This window comes from Bacillus sp. UNC438CL73TsuS30 (genome assembly GCF_000482325.1).
Lineage (GTDB): Bacteria > Bacillota > Bacilli > Bacillales > Cytobacillaceae > Neobacillus.
Genome location: NZ_AXVA01000005.1, coordinates 182,090 through 199,642 on the forward strand (window position 1 = coordinate 182,090; position 17,553 = coordinate 199,642).

Below are 17,553 nucleotides of genomic sequence, written 5' to 3' on the forward strand. Positions count from 1 at the left end.
GAAATAAGGAGGTCTCTTTCCATGCAAGAAAGAACCTTAAAGGTATTAGAATTCATTAAAGTGAAGGAACAGTTGCTTGACCATGCTGCTTCCTCACTTGGTAGAGATAAAATTAAAAACCTTGTTCCCTCAACAGATTTTTCCGAAGTCGTTAAACTCCAAGCAGAAACGGATGAAGCGACAGCTGTACTAAGGTTAAAAGGGAATGTGCCTCTCTCAGGGGTTCACGATATACGGGCCCATATTAAACGTTCGGTCATTGGCGGTGTCTTGAGCACGCATGAGTTGGTTCAAACGGCCAGCACGATTTATACAAGTCGGCAAATGAAACGATTTATTGAGGAAATTGCGGATGAAAAATTGGATCTCCCTATTTTAGCAGACCAAGCCGGGCAAATTATTCCGCTGACAAACCTTGAACATTCAATTAAATATGCCATTGATGAAAGTGGAGAAGTGTTAGATGGGGCCAGTGAGCTATTGCGTTCGTTGCGGTCGCAAATGCGCTCTAATGAGGCAAGGATTCGCGAAAAACTTGAAAGCATGATTCGTTCTTCAAGTGCGCAAAAAATGCTGTCTGATGCGATTGTGACGATTCGTAATGACCGATACGTCATCCCGGTAAAACAGGAATATCGCGGACACTACGGCGGAATCATCCATGACCAAAGTTCTTCCGGACAAACATTATTTATTGAACCACAGGCAATTGTTCAATTGAATAATCAGCTCCAGGATATTCGGGTAAAAGAGCAGCTTGAAATTGAACGGATTTTAACGGAGTTATCAGCAAATGTGGCTGAGCATGAGTCAGAACTAAGGGTAATTGTTGAAGTTCTTGGTGATTTGGATTTTATTTTTGCAAAAGCACGATATGGCCGGCAAATTAAAGCGTCAATGCCAATCATGAATAATGAAGGAAGAATTCGTTTATTTAAGGCAAGACATCCATTAATCCCGATTGAGGAAGTGGTCGCTAACGATATTTTCCTTGGAACGGATTATTCAACGATTGTGATTACCGGACCAAACACGGGCGGGAAAACAGTGACATTAAAAACATTAGGTTTGTGTTCGTTAATGGCTCAAGCCGGGTTGCAGGTGCCGGCATTAGATGGTTCGGAGCTAGCTGTTTTTCATGCGGTGTATGCTGACATTGGCGATGAACAGTCAATTGAACAAAGCTTAAGTACCTTTTCCTCCCATATGGTCAATATTGTCGATATCTTAAACCAAGTGGATTATAAAAGTCTGGTTTTATTTGATGAACTTGGCGCCGGTACTGACCCGCAAGAGGGTGCGGCATTAGCCATCTCAATTTTAGATGAGGTGCATAAAAGGGGAGCGCGGGTGATTGCCACGACCCATTACCCGGAATTAAAGGCCTATGGCTATAACCGGGAAGGGGTCTTAAATGCGAGTGTCGAATTTGATGTAGAAACACTTAGCCCAACGTACAAGCTGCTGTTAGGGGTACCAGGGCGAAGCAATGCTTTTGAGATTTCAAAGCGACTAGGATTGAACGACCGGGTAATTGAGGCTGCCCGGTCCCATGTCAGTGAGGATACCAATCAAATCGATAAAATGATTGCTTCCTTAGAGGAAAGTAAGCGCCAGGCTGAAAGAGAACAGGAAGAAGCACGTGATTACTTAAAGCAGGCAGAAAAGCTTCATAAGGACCTGCAAAATCAAATGATAGAGTTCTATGAGAATAAGGACAGCTTGCTCGAAAAAGCGGCCGAAAAGGCTAAGGATATTGTTGATGAGGCAAAAGGAGAGGCTGAAAAAATTATTCGTGACCTTCGGAAAATGCGCATGGATAAGCATGCCGAGATTAAGGAACATGAGTTAATTGATGCGAAAAGACGCCTTGAAGAAGCAGCACCTGAAATCAAGAAATCAGCAAATTCAGCAGCGAAGAAAACGAAAAAACATACATTTGCATCTGGTGATGAAGTAAAGGTTTTAACTTTTGATCAAAAAGGCTTTTTAATCGAAAAAACTTCATCAGGTGAATGGCAGGTTCAAATTGGGATTCTCAAAATGAAGGTGAAAGAAAAAGACTTGGAATATTTGAGCACCCCAAAACAAGTAGATACAAAACCAATGGCCATTGTAAGGGGAAGAGATTCTCAAGTAAAACTTGAACTGGATCTTCGCGGGGAAAGATATGAGGATGCCTTGTTAAAAGTGGAAAAATATATTGATGATGCATTATTATCAGGCTATCCACGTGTTTCGATTATCCATGGCAAGGGTACGGGGGTTTTAAGACAAGGGGTTCAAGAATATTTACGAAACCACCGCTCCGTTAAAAAGATTCGCTTCGGAGAAGCCGGTGAAGGCGGATCAGGTGTAACCGTGGTTGAATTCAAGTAGATTTCAACTGGTTGAATTTAAATAGAATTCAACATTGGTTGAATTTAAATCATGTTCGGGGAGAAGCGTAATGAACCAGTTTTGGGAGAACGACTATATTCAAATTGCAGCCAATTATAGTGTTGTTATTTTATGTATGATTGTCTTTTTAGCGATTTTTGAAATGGTAACGAAATATCGAAATTGGGAAGAAATTAAAAAAGGAAATATGTCGGTGGCAATGGCGACAGGGGGAAAAATATTTGGAATCGCCAATATTTTTCGCTATTCCATTGAGCAGAATGAATCGCTGCTCATGATGATTGGCTCAGGAGTCTTTGGGTTTGTGCTTCTTTTAGCCGGTTATTTTATCTATGAATTTCTAACGCCGAAATTTAAGATTGATGAAGAGATTCAAAGTGATAATCGGGCAGTTGGTTTTATTTCGATGGTCATTTCAATCGGATTATCTTATGTAATTGGTGCAGGAATATCGTAAGGGGAGAACTGAAGTGGAGACATTAGCAAAGGTACTGATGGGATTGTGCGGGCTGTTTTTGCTGATCGGATTAATTTATATGATCTTTTTTTAAATACAAACCGCTGAAAATATTCAGCGGTAATTTTTTTGCTTTGTTACGGACTCAAACTTCGTACCGCTTTTCATTGTCTAAAAAATTCACCTATATTATAATGAAAGTAGTTAGAATTTTTTAATAATTTTAAAAAAGGAGGAGTTCAATGTCCGACCTCAAACCATGGTTAAAACACTATCCGGAGGAAATTCCCGCCACATTGGAGTATTCTACAGAGCCTGTTCAGCAATATTTAATCAATGCAGCCAAAAATTATCCAGATAAGATTGCGATTCATTTTATGGGGAAGGAAATGACTTATAAAAAGCTTTATGAAGAGTCACTCGTGTTTGCCGGGTATCTTCAGGACCTCGGGATTTCAAAAGGTGACAGGGTCGCAATTATGCTTCCAAATACACCACAGTCAATTGTTGCCTACTACGCTATTCTTATGGTGGGCGGTATTGTCGTTCAGACCAATCCTTTGTATACGGAAAGGGAACTTGAGTATCAGATGAAGGATTCAGGGGCAGTCGCCATCATTACCCTCGATATCCTCTATCCGCGTGTATCCAGTGTACAATCGCGAACCGATCTCAAGCATATTTTTGTAACCGCCATCAAAGATTATCTGCCATTTCCAAAAAATTTAGTTTATCCGTATATCCAGAAAAAACAATATGGAATTGTCGTCAATGTAAAGCATGAAGGAAGTACACATCTTTTGAAAGAGATTATAAAGGGTCAGCCGAAGAAATTAAAGGAGTGTGATTTCAATTTTGAGGAAGATTTAGCCCTACTCCAATATACCGGAGGAACAACAGGTTTTCCGAAAGGGGTCATGCTAACGCATAAAAATTTGGTCTCAAATACTTCAATGTGTCAGGCATGGCTTTATAAATGTAAACCTGGGGAAGAATCAGTCCTTGGAATCCTGCCCTTTTTTCATGTGTATGGCATGACAGCTGTATTGATATTATCCGTTATGCAGGCACAAAAAATGATTTTATTGCCCAAATTTGATGTCAATACCACATTAAAAACAATTGATAAAATGCGCCCTACCCTTTTTCCAGGTGCACCAACCATTTATATAGGTCTATTGAATCATCCTGATTTGAAAAAATACGATCTTTCTTCCATTAAGGCATGTATTAGCGGGTCTGCTCCATTACCGATCGAAGTTCAGCAGAAATTTGAAGATGTAACCGGAGGCAAATTGGTAGAAGGGTATGGTTTAACAGAGTCTTCACCTGTTACCCATTCGAATTTCCTTTGGGACCGTCCAAAAGTAAAAGGAAGTATTGGGGTTCCATATCCGGATACGGACGCTGCGATTTTTTCAATGGAAGGCGCGAGACTTCCTGTGGGAGAAATCGGTGAAATTGCCGTCAAAGGACCACAAGTAATGAAAGGCTACTGGAACCGGCCAGAGGATACAGAACAAACCTTACGAGATGGTTGGCTGTTAACGGGAGATCTTGGCTATATGGATGACCAAGGATATTTTTATGTGGTCGACCGTAAAAAAGACATGATTATTGCAGGCGGGTTCAATATTTATCCTAGAGAGATAGAGGAAGTTTTATATGAACATCCGGATGTACTAGAGGCTGTAGCCGCAGGAATTCCTGACCCCTATCGCGGGGAAACGGTTAAGGCTTATGTTGTACTAAAAAATGGTTCAACTGTCACAGAGGATGAATTAAATGAATTTACTAGAAAATATCTAGCTGCCTATAAGGTACCAAGAATTTATGAATTTAGAAAGGAGCTCCCAAAAACAGCTGTCGGAAAAATTTTAAGAAGAACATTGGTAGAAGAAGAAAAGAAAAAACTAGATGAGGAACGACCTAAGCATGCATAACATGAAAAGGCCGTGAAATTCAGGTCTTTTATTTTTTGACAATATCAGCTTGTCTTCTTTTGATGTTTAAAGTTCTCGGGAAAATTGGTATAGTATTTATTGACAGATGTTTGAATAAAATCTATTATTAATTTATGAATGATGGTTCATTCATTTCCCATCCAAGATAAAAAAATGAATGAACTTTTTCTTCAAAGGGGGGATATGACAACGATGAAAAAAAACAAACCAAAATATATGCAGATAATTGATGCAGCAGTGATTGCCATAGCAGAGAATGGTTACCACCAAGCTCAGGTTTCGAAAATTGCCAAGCAGGCAGGAGTGGCTGATGGAACCATTTATCTTTATTTTAAAAACAAAGAAGACATCCTAATCTCGCTCTTTGAAGAAAAAATGGGAAACTTTGTTGAAAAAATTGAGGAAATGATAGCAGGAAAACACTCGGCGGCAGAGAAATTATTAATAATGATAAAAGCTCATTTTCAAATGCTCTCTGATGATCATCACTTAGCAATTGTTACCCAGCTCGAATTACGCCAATCCAATAAAGAATTGCGCTTAAAAATAAACGACGTTCTGAAAGGATACTTAAAGCTGATAGAGAGAATCGTGCTGGAAGGCAAGGAAACTGGGGAATTTTCAATTGACCTGGATGTGCGTCTTGCAAGGCAGATGATTTTTGGCACAATTGATGAAACCGTGACATCGTGGGTAATGAATGAGGAAAAGTTTGATTTATACGCACTTGCACCCTCGGTCCACCATCTTTTAATTAATGGATTTGGGAGCCGGGAGTGTTAATCAAATGGGGGGGAGAAAATTGGAATTTTTAAAATGGTCTAAAGAAGACCAAATCGCAACCATCACGATGGAACGTCCTCCGGCGAATGCCCTTTCATCAGGTTTACTCAAGGAACTTTCGTCTGTGTTGGATGAAATTGAATCGAATCTTGATGTAAAAGTGATTGTACTTCATGGAGAGGGCCGCTTTTTCTCAGCGGGGGCTGATATTAAGGAATTCACGACCATTTCTTCTTCAGAAGGTTTTTCCCAGCTTGGTAAATATGGACAAGATGTTTTCGATCGTATGGAGAAGTTTCCAAAGCCGATTATTGCCGCCATTCACGGGGCTGCTCTTGGCGGGGGCTTGGAACTGGCAATGGCCTGCCATATCAGGCTTGTCAGCGAAACGGCGAAGCTTGGCTTACCGGAACTTCAGCTTGGGTTAATTCCAGGTTTTGCTGGAACCCAGCGACTGCCCAAATATGTCGGAGTTGCCCGTGCTGCTGAAATGCTTTTTACTTCTGAACCAATTACTGGTGTACAGGCTGTTCAATATGGGCTTGCCAACCATGCTTATCCGGAAGGGGAAGTATTAGAAAACGCTTATAAATTGGCTAGGAAAATTTCCAAGAAAAGCCATGGCTCTTTAAAGTCAGCTATACTATTATTAAATTATGCTAAAACAGAAGAATTCTATGAAGGTGTAAAAAAGGAAGCCGAGTTGTTTGGGGAAGTATTTATGTCAAATGACGGCCAAGAAGGAATCCAAGCCTTTATTGAAAAAAGGGAACCACATTTTAAAGGTGAATAAACTTCGCTAGCGTGGTTGAACGCGCATCGAAGCCTTTATAAAATTTTTTTCGAAAAAGTTTTCTTAATCTTTCAAACTGAGCGAATGCTCGAAATTTAGGAGGGAAACCATGAACATTTATGTGTTAATGAAAAGAACCTTTGATACTGAAGAAAAGATTTCGATTTCCGGAGGAAAAATCAATGAGGACGGTGCAGAATTTATCATCAATCCTTATGATGAATATGCGATTGAAGAAGCCATTCAAGTACGAGATGCAAACGGCGGCGAAGTAACCGTCATTTCCGTTGGCAATGAGGAAGCCGAAAAGCAATTACGTACAGCATTAGCGATGGGTGCGGACAAAGCGGCTTTAATTAATATTGAAGATGATATCGAAAACGGTGACCAATTCACAACGGCAAAAATTCTTGCTGAATACTTAAAGGACAAGAATGCGGATTTAATCCTTGGCGGTAATGTGGCAATTGACGGCGGATCTGGTCAAGTGGGTCCACGAGTTGCAGAACTATTAAATATTCCATATGTAACGACCATCACAAAGCTTGAAATTGACGGAAGCAATGTAACCGTTACCCGTGATGTTGAAGGAGATTCTGAGGTGATTGAAACGAGCCTTCCATTGCTTGTTACAGCACAGCAAGGTTTAAACGAACCTCGTTACCCTTCATTACCGGGAATCATGAAAGCGAAAAAGAAACCGCTTGAAGAACTTGAATTAGATGATCTTGATCTTGAAGAAGATGACGTTGAAGCAAAAACAAAAACAATTGAAATTTATTTACCGCCTAAAAAAGAAGCTGGAAAAGTTTTAAGTGGAGAGCTTGCTGACCAAGTAAAAGAACTTGTTCAACTTCTTCATACGGAAGCAAAAGTAGTTTAATCGGTTTACAATAAGAGACTTGTCAATTGGCTTAGGAAGTTGGGTAAGGAAAAAGACAGGGTTGAACGATTAGCCAAAATTGTTGCAGGAGGTAAAGGGAATGTCTAGAAAAGTATTGGTATTAGGAGAAGTCCGTGACGGATCATTACGTAATGTTTCATTCGAAGCAGTTGCTGCTGCGAAAACAGTGGCAGAGGGCGGAGAAGTAGTTGGAGTTTTGGTCGGCGAAGCTGTAAGCGCTTTAGGTTTAGAACTCATTAAATACGGTGCGGATCGTGTTGTTGTTGTCGAAGATGAGAAATTAAAGCAATATACATCAGATGGTTATTCTCAAGCTCTTTTAGCTGCAATTGAGCAAGAAAAGCCGGAAGGTCTTGTTTTAGGCCATACTGCACTTGGAAAAGATTTATCTCCAAGGATTGCCGGCAAGCTTGGCTCCGGCCTCGTTTCTGATGCTACTGCAGTTGAAGCTGCAGGTGGTAATATTGTATTTACAAGACCAATCTATTCAGGTAAAGCATTTGAAAAGAAAATCGTAACAGATGGCTTAATTTTTGCATCTGTTCGTCCAAACAATATTGCTCCATTAGAAAAAGACGACAGCCGAACAGGCGAGGTTTCCAGCCTTTCTGTTGATATTAAAGACCTTCGTGCGATTATCAAAGGGGTGGTTCGCAAAGCAAGCGAAGGAGTTGACCTAAGTGAGGCGAAGGTAGTTATTTCCGGCGGACGCGGTGTGAAAAGTGCCGAAGGATTTGAACCGTTAAAGGAATTAGCGCAAGTTCTTGGCGGGGCAGTTGGTGCTTCCCGTGGTGCATGTGATGCTGACTACTGTGATTACTCCCTGCAAATTGGGCAGACGGGTAAGGTTGTAACTCCTGATTTATATATTGCCTGCGGTATTTCCGGAGCGATTCAACACCTTGCGGGAATGTCTAACTCTAAAGTAATTGTTGCCATCAACAAAGATCCGGAAGCCAACATCTTTAAAGTAGCTGACTATGGTATTGTCGGCGACCTATTTGAAGTCGTACCAATGTTAACGGAAGAGTTTAAAAAGCTTAAAGTTCACTCATAATAAGAAAAGCGAAGGCGAAAGTGCTTACGCTTGAAAATTGAAGCGAGCGGAATGATCCGCTCGCTCTTATTACGATTTTGTAAAGAATACTTATGGATTTAATGGGAAAAATATCTACGAAACATATTATTAGCTTGATTTACCAAACGATGGTATACTTTCGGTAGTAATTCAGTATTTTATAGGAGGTCAATATAAATGGCTATTTCACATGTAACTGATCAAAACTTTTCTGCTGAAACAGGTTCAGGTCTTGTTCTTGCAGATTTCTGGGCACCATGGTGCGGACCTTGTAAAATGATCGCTCCTGTTCTTGATGAACTTGATTCAGAGATGGGCGAAAAAGTAAAAATCGTTAAACTTGATGTTGACGAAAACCAAGAAACTGCCGCTAAATACGGCGTTATGAGCATTCCAACTTTGCTTGTTTTCAAAAATGGCGAAGTTGTCGATAAAGTTGTCGGCTTCCAACCAAAAGACGCATTAGCAGACGTGTTACAAAAACACGTTTAAAAATAGCCTCAAAAACCTTAGCTGGAACATTCCGGCTAAGGTTTTTATTTTTCCTATAAAACACAGCTTTTCTTTAAACGTAATTTAATTTAAACTTTAGCTATGCTAAAGAATAATGTTGATTATTAAACCTTAGTTGATTAGAGCGATAATCAACTTTTATACAGATATAAAGAATGGGGTGGGGTGGCCGGAATGAATGAAACAATAAAACAAAAATTAACATTACTGCCTGATCAGCCTGGCTGCTACTTAATGAAAGACCGCCAAGGAACAATTATTTATGTAGGTAAAGCAAAAGTCTTAAAAAATCGTGTCCGCTCCTATTTTACCGGATCACACGATGGCAAAACATTGAGACTGGTAAATGAAATTGAGGACTTCGAATACATTGTAACTTCCTCCAATATTGAAGCACTGCTTCTTGAATTAAATTTAATTAAAAAGTACGACCCTAAATACAATATCATGCTAAAGGATGACAAAAGCTATCCGTTTATAAAACTAACAGCAGAAAGGCATCCAAAGCTAATCATTACAAGAAAAGTTAAAAAAGATAAAGGCAAATATTTTGGTCCCTATCCGAATGTTGGAGCAGCAAATGAAACAAAAAAGCTGCTTGACCGCCTCTATCCATTACGGAAATGCTCGACCCTGCCGGACCGCGTCTGCCTTTATTATCATTTAGGACAATGCCTCGCACCATGTGTGAATGAAGTGGCGGAAGAACAATACAAGCAAATGACCGATGAAATTACCCGCTTTTTAAATGGCGGCTATAAGGAAATCAAAAAAGATCTTACCGAAAAAATGACCGCAGCTGCGGAAGAATTGGATTTTGAGCGTGCAAAAGAATTCCGCGATAAAATTATCCATATTGAAACGATTATGGAAAAACAAAAAATCACGATGACTGATTTTACAGATCGTGATGTGTTTGGCTATGCTGTTGATAAGGGCTGGATGTGTGTCCAGGTCTTCTTTGTCAGGCAAGGGAAACTCATTGAGCGGGATGTATCCATGTTCCCCATTTACAATGAACCAGAGGAGGAAATCCTCACCTATCTAGGTCAATTTTATCAGAAGTCCAATCATTTTAAGCCAAAGGAGATTTTAATCCAGGATGAAATTGATCTCGAAATGGCTGAACAACTTCTTGAAGTAAAGGTGTTGAAGCCGCAGCGCGGGCAGAAAAAAGACCTCGTCAAAATGGCGATTAAAAATGCAAAGATTGCCTTGAATGAGAAATTTTCATTGATCGAGAAAGATGAAGAGAGAACGATTAAGGCTGTAGATACCCTTGGAAATCTTCTTGGAATTTATACACCGCATCGGATTGAAGCCTTCGATAATTCAAATATTCAAGGGACGGACCCTGTGTCGGCAATGGTCGTGTTTACCGATGGAAAGGCAAACAAACGGGAGTACCGCAAATATAAAATTAAATCCGTCCAGGGACCTGATGATTATGAGTCAATGCGCGAGGTTACGAGACGAAGATATGCAAGGGCTTTAAAGGAAGAACTTCCACTTCCGGATTTAATCATCATTGACGGCGGGAAGGGACATGTCGAGGCGGTTAGAGATGTATTAGAAAATGAACTTGGGCTCGATATTCCAATCTCCGGTCTAGTGAAGGATGAAAAACACCGTACATCCCAATTGTTGTACGGGAATCCACTAGAAATAGTCCCGCTTGCAAGGAACAGTCAGGAGTTTTATTTGCTGCAAAGAATTCAGGACGAGGTTCACCGATTTGCGATTACCTTTCATCGCCAGATCCGCGGCAAAACAGCTTTTCAATCGCTGCTCGATGATATCCCCGGTATTGGCGAGAAGAGGAAAAAAATGTTATTAAAGCATTTTGGTTCCGTGAAAAAAATGAAAGAAGCCAATCTTGAAGAACTTACTGAAGCTGGTCTGCCAGTAAATGTAGCCGAAGAATTAATGAAAAAACTTCAAAGTTGACCGTTGTCAGAAGAATTGTCCTATGCTATAATGAGTGAAAATTTAATACACTTTATCAACGTAAAGTGTAGGTAGAGGTGCGAGCTTCAAGAGTAGTGGTTCTGAGAAGGATGAGCTTCAAGGAAGAATCATGAAAGGGAATGTTCGCCGAAGTGAAGAGAGTCTCATTTCTTTCTTTGCTGGTCCTGTGTTGAATAAATACTGGATTGTCAAGACTACTAGTAGGTCTTGGAGAGCTATCTTACATTGTAAACGCAAGAATACTTTTTTTGTGTTCCCAAAGCAATGAGATACTCTTCTCATTGCTTTTTTTGTTTTTCAAAAACTACATAGCCTTACAGGAAGAAGGAGAAAAAATGGGTTTAATTGTACAGAAATTTGGGGGAACGTCCGTTGGCAGCGTTGAAAGAATCATGAATGTGGCGGAACGAGTGAAAGATGAAACGATAGTAGGAAACCAAGTGGTGGTGGTGGTTTCTGCGATGGGAAAATCAACAGACCAGCTTGTAAAATTAGCTAAAGAAATTTCTCCGCAACCAAGTAAACGGGAGATGGATATGCTGCTTACTACAGGGGAGCAGGTCACGATTGCCTTATTATCAATGGCATTAAATCAAAAAGGACTTGAGGCTGTTTCCTTTACAGGCTGGCAGGCGGGAATTGTTACGGAACCTGTTCACGGAAATGCCCGAATTACCGATGTTAGAACAGAGGCGATTGAAAGCCAATTGTCACATGGAAAGGTTGTCATCGTTGCAGGTTTCCAAGGCATTACCGACAGCGGAGAGATTACCACACTAGGGCGTGGCGGCTCAGATACTACGGCAGTCGCATTGGCAGCTGCACTAAAAGCGGATCGATGTGATATTTACACAGATGTAACCGGGGTATATACGACTGATCCAAGGTTTATTAAAGGTGCACGTCAATTGAAGTCTATTTCTTATGATGAAATGCTTGAACTTGCCAATTTAGGTGCCGGTGTACTCCACCCAAGGGCTGTCGAGTTTGCGAAGAATTATCAGGTACGGCTTGAAGTTCGTTCAAGTATGGAGAAAATTGAAGGAACAATCATTGAGGAGGAAGCAACAATGGAACAAAATCTAGTAGTCCGCGGTGTCGCATTTGAGGATCAAATTACGAAAGTAACGGTATTAGGTCTGGCGAATTCATTAACAAGCCTGTCTACCATCTTTACAACACTTGCACAGCATCATATCAATGTTGATATTATTATTCAAAGTACAACAGAGGCAGGAGCCGCAAATCTTTCCTTCTCCATCAAGACTGAAGATTTAATGGAAACTTTAAAAGTTCTTGAGGATCATAAAGAATTGCTAGGCTACGAGCAAATTGATGCAGAGAACCAATTGTCCAAGGTGTCTATCGTCGGTTCAGGAATGATTTCCAATCCGGGAGTTGCTGCCAGAATGTTTGAAGTACTGGCCACCAATCAAATTCAAGTAAAAATGGTCAGCACCTCAGAAATTAAGGTCTCAGCAGTTGTCGAAGAAGAAAATATGCTAAAAGCCGTCCAAGCACTTCACAACGCCTTCGAACTATCCGCCGTAACAGAATAACAATGTCCGTCTGAGGCGGACAAAACAAGCAATTTGTCCACAAACGGTGACAGGCACTATGTGAATTCTTCACATAGTGCCTGTCACTTTTTAGTCTAGGGTATCTTTTTTATCCCATTTTACGGTGAAGAGGACTTTGTTGGATTTTTTTACTGGGTGTTCGAAGGTTTCAGCGATGACCTTTTTCTGAAGTTCAATTTGCTGGGCAAGGAAGCCGGCCTCGAGCTGGAAGTAATATTCAGCCTTTGATTTCACTCGGGAAACAATGAGTGGACTAATGAGTTCAAACTCCATTTCATCCTTATTCTCATTTTTAATCGTTAGATGTCCCCATGAAGCCCTCTCGAAAAACTCAATCAGTTCATCGTAATGGTTTAAAGGGTATATTCTCGCTAATCGTTTTCCTGCCCAATATAATATTTCAGGAGTGTCTTTTCCTAAAATTTCGGGTAAAAGAATTTCTCTGATTAGCTCATATCCAAAAATCGACACCGTTCTCGTCTCATCTGATTGTGTGTTTAAATTAACTGCCGTACTATCGTTCAATAGTATCCCCTCTTTCTACCATTCTATTATATACAATATTGGTTAAATTTCATTACTGAATTTTAGATTAGAAAACGGTTAAGGAATCCAATTGCAAAGATTATTATGCCACTATACTTTTTATGTTTACCATCATAACTATATTACCTTTTTACTTTAATTTCTATCCTTTACATAATGATAAATAAAATGTAGTTATAATGGAAACGCTTCCAAAATCAACCTCAAAAATGTAAGCGCTTAGCATTCTTTTTTACTATTAAAATCGCAAAAAAATTGTATTTTTAAAAAATAATTCTGTATACGGTTTCTTGACGCTCTATGTCGACAGGAGTAAAATGGACATGTCACAATTTTGTCATAGTGATGCTAGGTTGAAATTTCTTTTTAAAAGGATTATAAAAAGGAAGGAAACTTAACATCATTCTTATTATTTAAGGGGGGTAAATTATGGCGGGAAATCGAGAGTTTATTTCACGAAGAGTACACTCGCTGCTAGGGGTCATTCCAATTGGTTTGTTCCTTATCGTGCATCTTGTAGTTAACCATGCCGCGACAGAGGGAGCAGAATCCTTTGGAAAAGCAGCAAATTTTATGGAGGGGCTACCTTTCATACATGTTCTAGAATGGATTTTAATTTATTTGCCATTATTATTTCATGCAATCTATGGCCTATATATTGCGTTTACATCTAAAAGCAATGTTGGCAGAATGGGGTACTTCAGAAACTGGATGTATATCCTGCAACGTATTACTGGAGTAATTGCCTTAATTTTTATTGCTTGGCATGTTTGGGAAACACGAATCGCGATGGCTTTTGGAACAGAACTTAATTTCCAAATGATGGCAGATATTTTATCTTCACCATTCATGTTCGGTTTCTACTTAGTGGGAGTTCTTTCAGTTATTTTCCACTTCTCAAATGGTTTATGGTCATTTATGGTAAGCTGGGGAATTACCATTTCACCACGTTCACAAGTCATTTCTACATATGTGACTTTGATCGTTTTCGTGCTGCTTTCCATAATTGGAATTCAAGCGCTTCTCGCATTTGTGTGATCAACAAATTAATGAACGGAAAATATTGGATTTAGGATTAGGGAGTGAGTCACGATGAGTAAAGGTAAGGTGATCGTAGTCGGTGGTGGTTTAGCTGGCTTGATGGCAACCGTTAAGGTGGCAGAATCAGGGACACCGGTAGAGTTATTTTCTCTAGTTCCGGTGAAACGTTCTCACTCTGTTTGTGCCCAAGGCGGTATTAATGGAGCAGTGAATACTAAAGGAGAAGGCGACTCTCCTTGGATTCACTTTGACGATACAGTTTATGGCGGAGACTTTTTAGCAAATCAGCCTCCGGTAAAGGCAATGTGTGAAGCTGCGCCTGGTATTATTCACTTATTTGACCGGATGGGAGTTATGTTTAACCGTACCCCTGAAGGATTACTTGATTTCCGTCGCTTCGGTGGAACACAGCATCACCGTACAGCATTTGCCGGTGCAACTACAGGCCAGCAGCTACTTTATGCGTTGGATGAACAAGTTCGCCGTCATGAAGTGGAAGGTTTGGTTACAAAGTACGAAGGATGGGAATTCCTTGGTGCGGTATTGGACGACGAAGGCGTTTGCCGCGGTATTGCTGCCCAAAATTTAAAAACAATGGAGATTAAAACTTTTGTAGCTGATGCCGTAATTATGGCAACTGGCGGCCCTGGGATTATCTTCGGTAAATCAACAAACTCTGTTATTAACACTGGTTCTGCTGCGTCAATTTTATATCAGCAAGGTGTTTCCTATGCAAATGGTGAAATGATTCAAATTCACCCAACTGCAATTCCTGGTGATGATAAACTTCGCCTCATGAGTGAATCAGCTCGTGGAGAAGGCGGTCGTATTTGGACTTATAAAGACGGTAAACCTTGGTATTTCCTTGAAGAAAGATATCCTGCATATGGAAACCTTGTACCACGTGATATTGCAACACGTGAAATTTTCAATGTCTGTGTAGATATGAAACTGGGCGTTAATGGGGAAAACATGGTCTTCCTTGATTTATCACACAAAGATCCACATGAATTAGATGTTAAATTAGGCGGAATTATTGAGATTTATGAAAAATTTGTCGGAGACGATCCGCACAAAGTTCCAATGAAAATTTTCCCTGCCGTTCACTATTCAATGGGCGGTATGTGGGTTGACTATGACCAAATGACGAACATTCCTGGCTTATTTGCAGCAGGTGAGTGTGATTATTCACAGCATGGTGCTAACCGTTTAGGAGCGAATTCATTACTATCTGCTATTTACGGTGGTTCTGTTGCAGGACCTAACGCTGTTCGCTATATTGATGGACTTGAAAAGAGTTCTGATGCTATTTCTTCTTCTGTATTTGATCGTAAAGTTAAAGAGGAAGAACAAAAATGGAATGCGATTATGTCAATGGATGGAAATGAAAATGCCTATGTTCTTCATAAAGAGCTTGGCGAATGGATGACTGATAACGTAACAGTTGTTCGTTACAATGATCGATTGTTAAAAACAGATGAAAAAATTCAAGAACTTTTAGAGCGATACAAGAAAATTAACATCAATGATACAGCTAAATGGAGCAACCAAGGGGCTGCGTTTACACGTCAATTACAGAACATGCTTCAATTGGCTCGTGTTATTACACTTGGGGCTTATAACCGTAATGAGAGTCGTGGTGCTCACTACAAACCGGATTTCCCTAAACGTAATGATGAGGAATTCTTAAAAACGACAATGGCGAATTTTGTTGATGCTTCTTCAGCTCCGGCATTCCATTATGAAGATGTTGATATCTCGCTGCTTGCTCCACGTGAACGTGACTATACTAAAAAGCATTAATTGAAAGGGGAGTAGGAAAAAATGGCTGAAACAAAAACAGTAAAATTTATAATAACCCGTCAGGATACTCCAGACTCTGCTCCTTTTGAGGAGGAGTTTGAACTTCCATACCGTCCGAATATGAACGTTATTTCGGCGTTAATGGAAATTCGCAGAAATCCTGTCACTGCAAAAGGACAGGATACATCCCCAATTACTTGGGAAATGAACTGTCTTGAAGAAGTATGCGGAGCATGTTCAATGGTTATCAATGGCAAGCCGCGCCAAGCTTGTTCGGCGCTTGTTGATAAATTAGAGCAGCCAATCCGTTTGGCGCCAATGAGCACTTTCCCGATTGTGCGTGACCTTCAAATTGACAGAAGCAGAATGTTTGATTCCTTAAAGAAAGTAAAGGCTTGGATTCCAATCGATGGTACGTACGATTTAGGACCTGGACCACGTATGCCTGAGAAGAAACGTCAATGGGCATATGAACTTTCTAAATGTATGACATGTGGTGTATGTCTAGAGGCGTGCCCAAATGTGAATAGCAAAACAAACTTTATGGGTCCTGCTGCCTTTAACCAAGTTCGTTTGTTCAATGCTCACCCAACTGGTGCGATGAATAAATCTGAGCGTTTAAATGCATTTATGGAAGATGGCGGAATGCAAGGCTGTGGTAATTCACAAAACTGCGTGCAATCTTGTCCGAAAGGGATTCCAATCACAACCTCTATCGCAGCTGTTAACCGTGACGCTACGATGCAATCATTCAGAAACTTCTTTGGAAGCGACAACGATTAATCAAGTTTTAAAAACCTTCTTTTCTTAACGGAAAAGAAGGTTTTTTTAAGTTTCGTTTTAAATACGAGTTTTTCTCAGACTCCATTTGTTATAATGAAAGAAATTTGAAAAAGGATGGTACGGTAAAGGTGAAGTCAAAGATTCCACTACTGTTTGTTTTAGTCGGTCTTATTTTAATTGGGATTGGAGTTTGGCAGTTCATTGATGTAAAAATGCAAACAAAGGCATCACTTAAAGAGGCAAAAGAAATCGTCTCAGAACAGCAGCCAATCGGTTCAAATCAAAAACCTAATGAAAAAGATAAACCTAAAGCCAGCGAAAAAAGTAAAGCTCCGAAAATCGGCGATACAATTGGCTTGCTTTCTATTCCTAAAATCAGTGCGGAATTACCGATTGTTGAAGGAACAGACCCCGATGATCTGGCAAAAGGGGTGGGTCATTATAAAGGTTCCTATATGCCTGGAAATCACGGCCAGATTGTTTTATCGGGACATCGAGATACCGTTTTTCGCCATCTGGGAGAATTAAAAAAAGGCGATACCTTAAAAGTAAACGATTCAAAGGGTAATTATAAATATGAAATCACCCATATGAAAATTGTTAAAGCAGATGACACTAGCATTATTACTTTGCAAAATAAACAAGAGGAATTGATTTTGACCACGTGTTATCCTTTCAGTTATGTAGGAAATGCTCCGAAACGATATATTATTTATGCCAAGCCAAAATCGTAAAAGTTCCGGATTAATCGGAACTTTTTATTTGTCTAGTTTTGAATTATAGGCTCTTTTCGTAAACCTTGTTCCTCTTGGTATAAAAAGTGTTCCATTTAGAGGATTATCGGACAGCTTTGATGAATCCAAGGACAATCGAGTCAGAATCAGGGGCGCATTCGGACAGCTATGACTGACCCCAAGGGAAATCGAGTCCGAATCAAGGG

At 40.0% G+C, this 17,553-nt stretch carries 16 protein-coding genes and 1 riboswitch; of the genes, 14 read left to right on the forward strand and 2 right to left on the reverse strand.

The annotated features are described in order from the left end of the window. Positions 1-21 precede the first annotated feature (21 nt). The 10 genes from M028_RS0101030 (at position 22) to M028_RS0101075 (ending at position 12,419) form a co-directional block, all read left to right on the forward strand. The gene (locus M028_RS0101030; RefSeq protein WP_026572248.1) at positions 22-2,379 is read left to right on the forward strand and encodes an endonuclease MutS2; all 2,358 of its coding nucleotides are present in this window, start codon (positions 22-24) and stop codon (positions 2,377-2,379) included. A 70-nt stretch (positions 2,380-2,449) separates the two neighbouring features. After that, positions 2,450-2,857, forward strand: a complete 408-nt coding sequence (locus M028_RS0101035; RefSeq protein WP_026572249.1) for a DUF350 domain-containing protein — start codon at positions 2,450-2,452, stop codon at positions 2,855-2,857. Between the two features lie 242 nt (positions 2,858-3,099). Next, positions 3,100-4,800: a long-chain-fatty-acid--CoA ligase gene (locus tag M028_RS0101040; protein WP_026572250.1), complete on the forward strand. Its 1,701-nt coding sequence runs from the start codon at positions 3,100-3,102 to the stop codon at positions 4,798-4,800. Positions 4,801-5,013: 213 nt separating this feature from the next. Continuing rightward, the gene (locus M028_RS0101045; RefSeq protein WP_026572251.1) at positions 5,014-5,604 is read left to right on the forward strand and encodes a TetR/AcrR family transcriptional regulator; all 591 of its coding nucleotides are present in this window, start codon (positions 5,014-5,016) and stop codon (positions 5,602-5,604) included. A gap of 19 nt (positions 5,605-5,623) precedes the next feature. Next, positions 5,624-6,397 carry an enoyl-CoA hydratase gene (locus tag M028_RS0101050; RefSeq protein ID WP_026572252.1) on the forward strand — a complete coding sequence of 258 codons (774 nt, stop codon included), beginning with the start codon at positions 5,624-5,626 and terminating at the stop codon, positions 6,395-6,397. A 109-nt stretch (positions 6,398-6,506) separates the two neighbouring features. Then, complete coding sequence (locus tag M028_RS0101055) at positions 6,507-7,280, forward strand: electron transfer flavoprotein subunit beta/FixA family protein (protein WP_026572253.1); 774 nt, start codon at positions 6,507-6,509, stop codon at positions 7,278-7,280. 100 nt (positions 7,281-7,380) lie between these two features. Beyond that, complete coding sequence (locus tag M028_RS0101060; RefSeq protein ID WP_026572254.1) at positions 7,381-8,358, forward strand: electron transfer flavoprotein subunit alpha/FixB family protein; 978 nt, start codon at positions 7,381-7,383, stop codon at positions 8,356-8,358. Positions 8,359-8,556: 198 nt separating this feature from the next. Continuing rightward, a complete protein-coding gene (gene trxA / locus M028_RS0101065; RefSeq protein WP_026572255.1) occupies positions 8,557-8,871 on the forward strand; it encodes a thioredoxin in 315 nt (104 codons plus the stop codon). A 195-nt stretch (positions 8,872-9,066) separates the two neighbouring features. Then, positions 9,067-10,839 carry an excinuclease ABC subunit UvrC gene (gene uvrC / locus M028_RS0101070; protein ID WP_026572256.1) on the forward strand — a complete coding sequence of 591 codons (1,773 nt, stop codon included), beginning with the start codon at positions 9,067-9,069 and terminating at the stop codon, positions 10,837-10,839. Between the two features lie 64 nt (positions 10,840-10,903). Then, a riboswitch (Lysine riboswitch) is annotated at positions 10,904-11,086 on the forward strand. A gap of 109 nt (positions 11,087-11,195) precedes the next feature. After that, entirely contained in the window at positions 11,196-12,419 is a 1,224-nt protein-coding gene (locus M028_RS0101075; RefSeq protein ID WP_026572257.1) for an aspartate kinase, read from the forward strand. Between the two features lie 90 nt (positions 12,420-12,509). On the opposite strand, the gene M028_RS0101080 is transcribed toward M028_RS0101075, so the two are convergent. Next, entirely contained in the window at positions 12,510-12,965 is a 456-nt protein-coding gene (locus tag M028_RS0101080) for a YslB family protein (protein WP_026572258.1), read from the reverse strand. Positions 12,966-13,415: 450 nt separating this feature from the next. Between M028_RS0101080 and M028_RS0101085 the strand changes: the two genes are divergently transcribed. From M028_RS0101085 to M028_RS0101100, 4 genes are all read left to right on the forward strand, one after another. Beyond that, the gene (locus tag M028_RS0101085) at positions 13,416-14,024 is read left to right on the forward strand and encodes a succinate dehydrogenase cytochrome b558 subunit (RefSeq protein ID WP_026572259.1); all 609 of its coding nucleotides are present in this window, start codon (positions 13,416-13,418) and stop codon (positions 14,022-14,024) included. Between the two features lie 54 nt (positions 14,025-14,078). Next, complete coding sequence (gene sdhA, locus M028_RS0101090) at positions 14,079-15,830, forward strand: succinate dehydrogenase flavoprotein subunit (RefSeq protein WP_026572260.1); 1,752 nt, start codon at positions 14,079-14,081, stop codon at positions 15,828-15,830. Between the two features lie 21 nt (positions 15,831-15,851). Further along, entirely contained in the window at positions 15,852-16,613 is a 762-nt protein-coding gene (gene sdhB / locus M028_RS0101095) for a succinate dehydrogenase iron-sulfur subunit (RefSeq protein ID WP_026572261.1), read from the forward strand. Between the two features lie 128 nt (positions 16,614-16,741). Continuing rightward, a complete protein-coding gene (locus tag M028_RS0101100) occupies positions 16,742-17,347 on the forward strand; it encodes a class D sortase (RefSeq protein ID WP_026572262.1) in 606 nt (201 codons plus the stop codon). 24 nt (positions 17,348-17,371) lie between these two features. On the opposite strand, the gene M028_RS34010 is transcribed toward M028_RS0101100, so the two are convergent. After that, on the reverse strand, positions 17,372-17,553 hold a 182-nt coding region (locus M028_RS34010; protein ID WP_442852765.1), incomplete at its 5' end, for a hypothetical protein.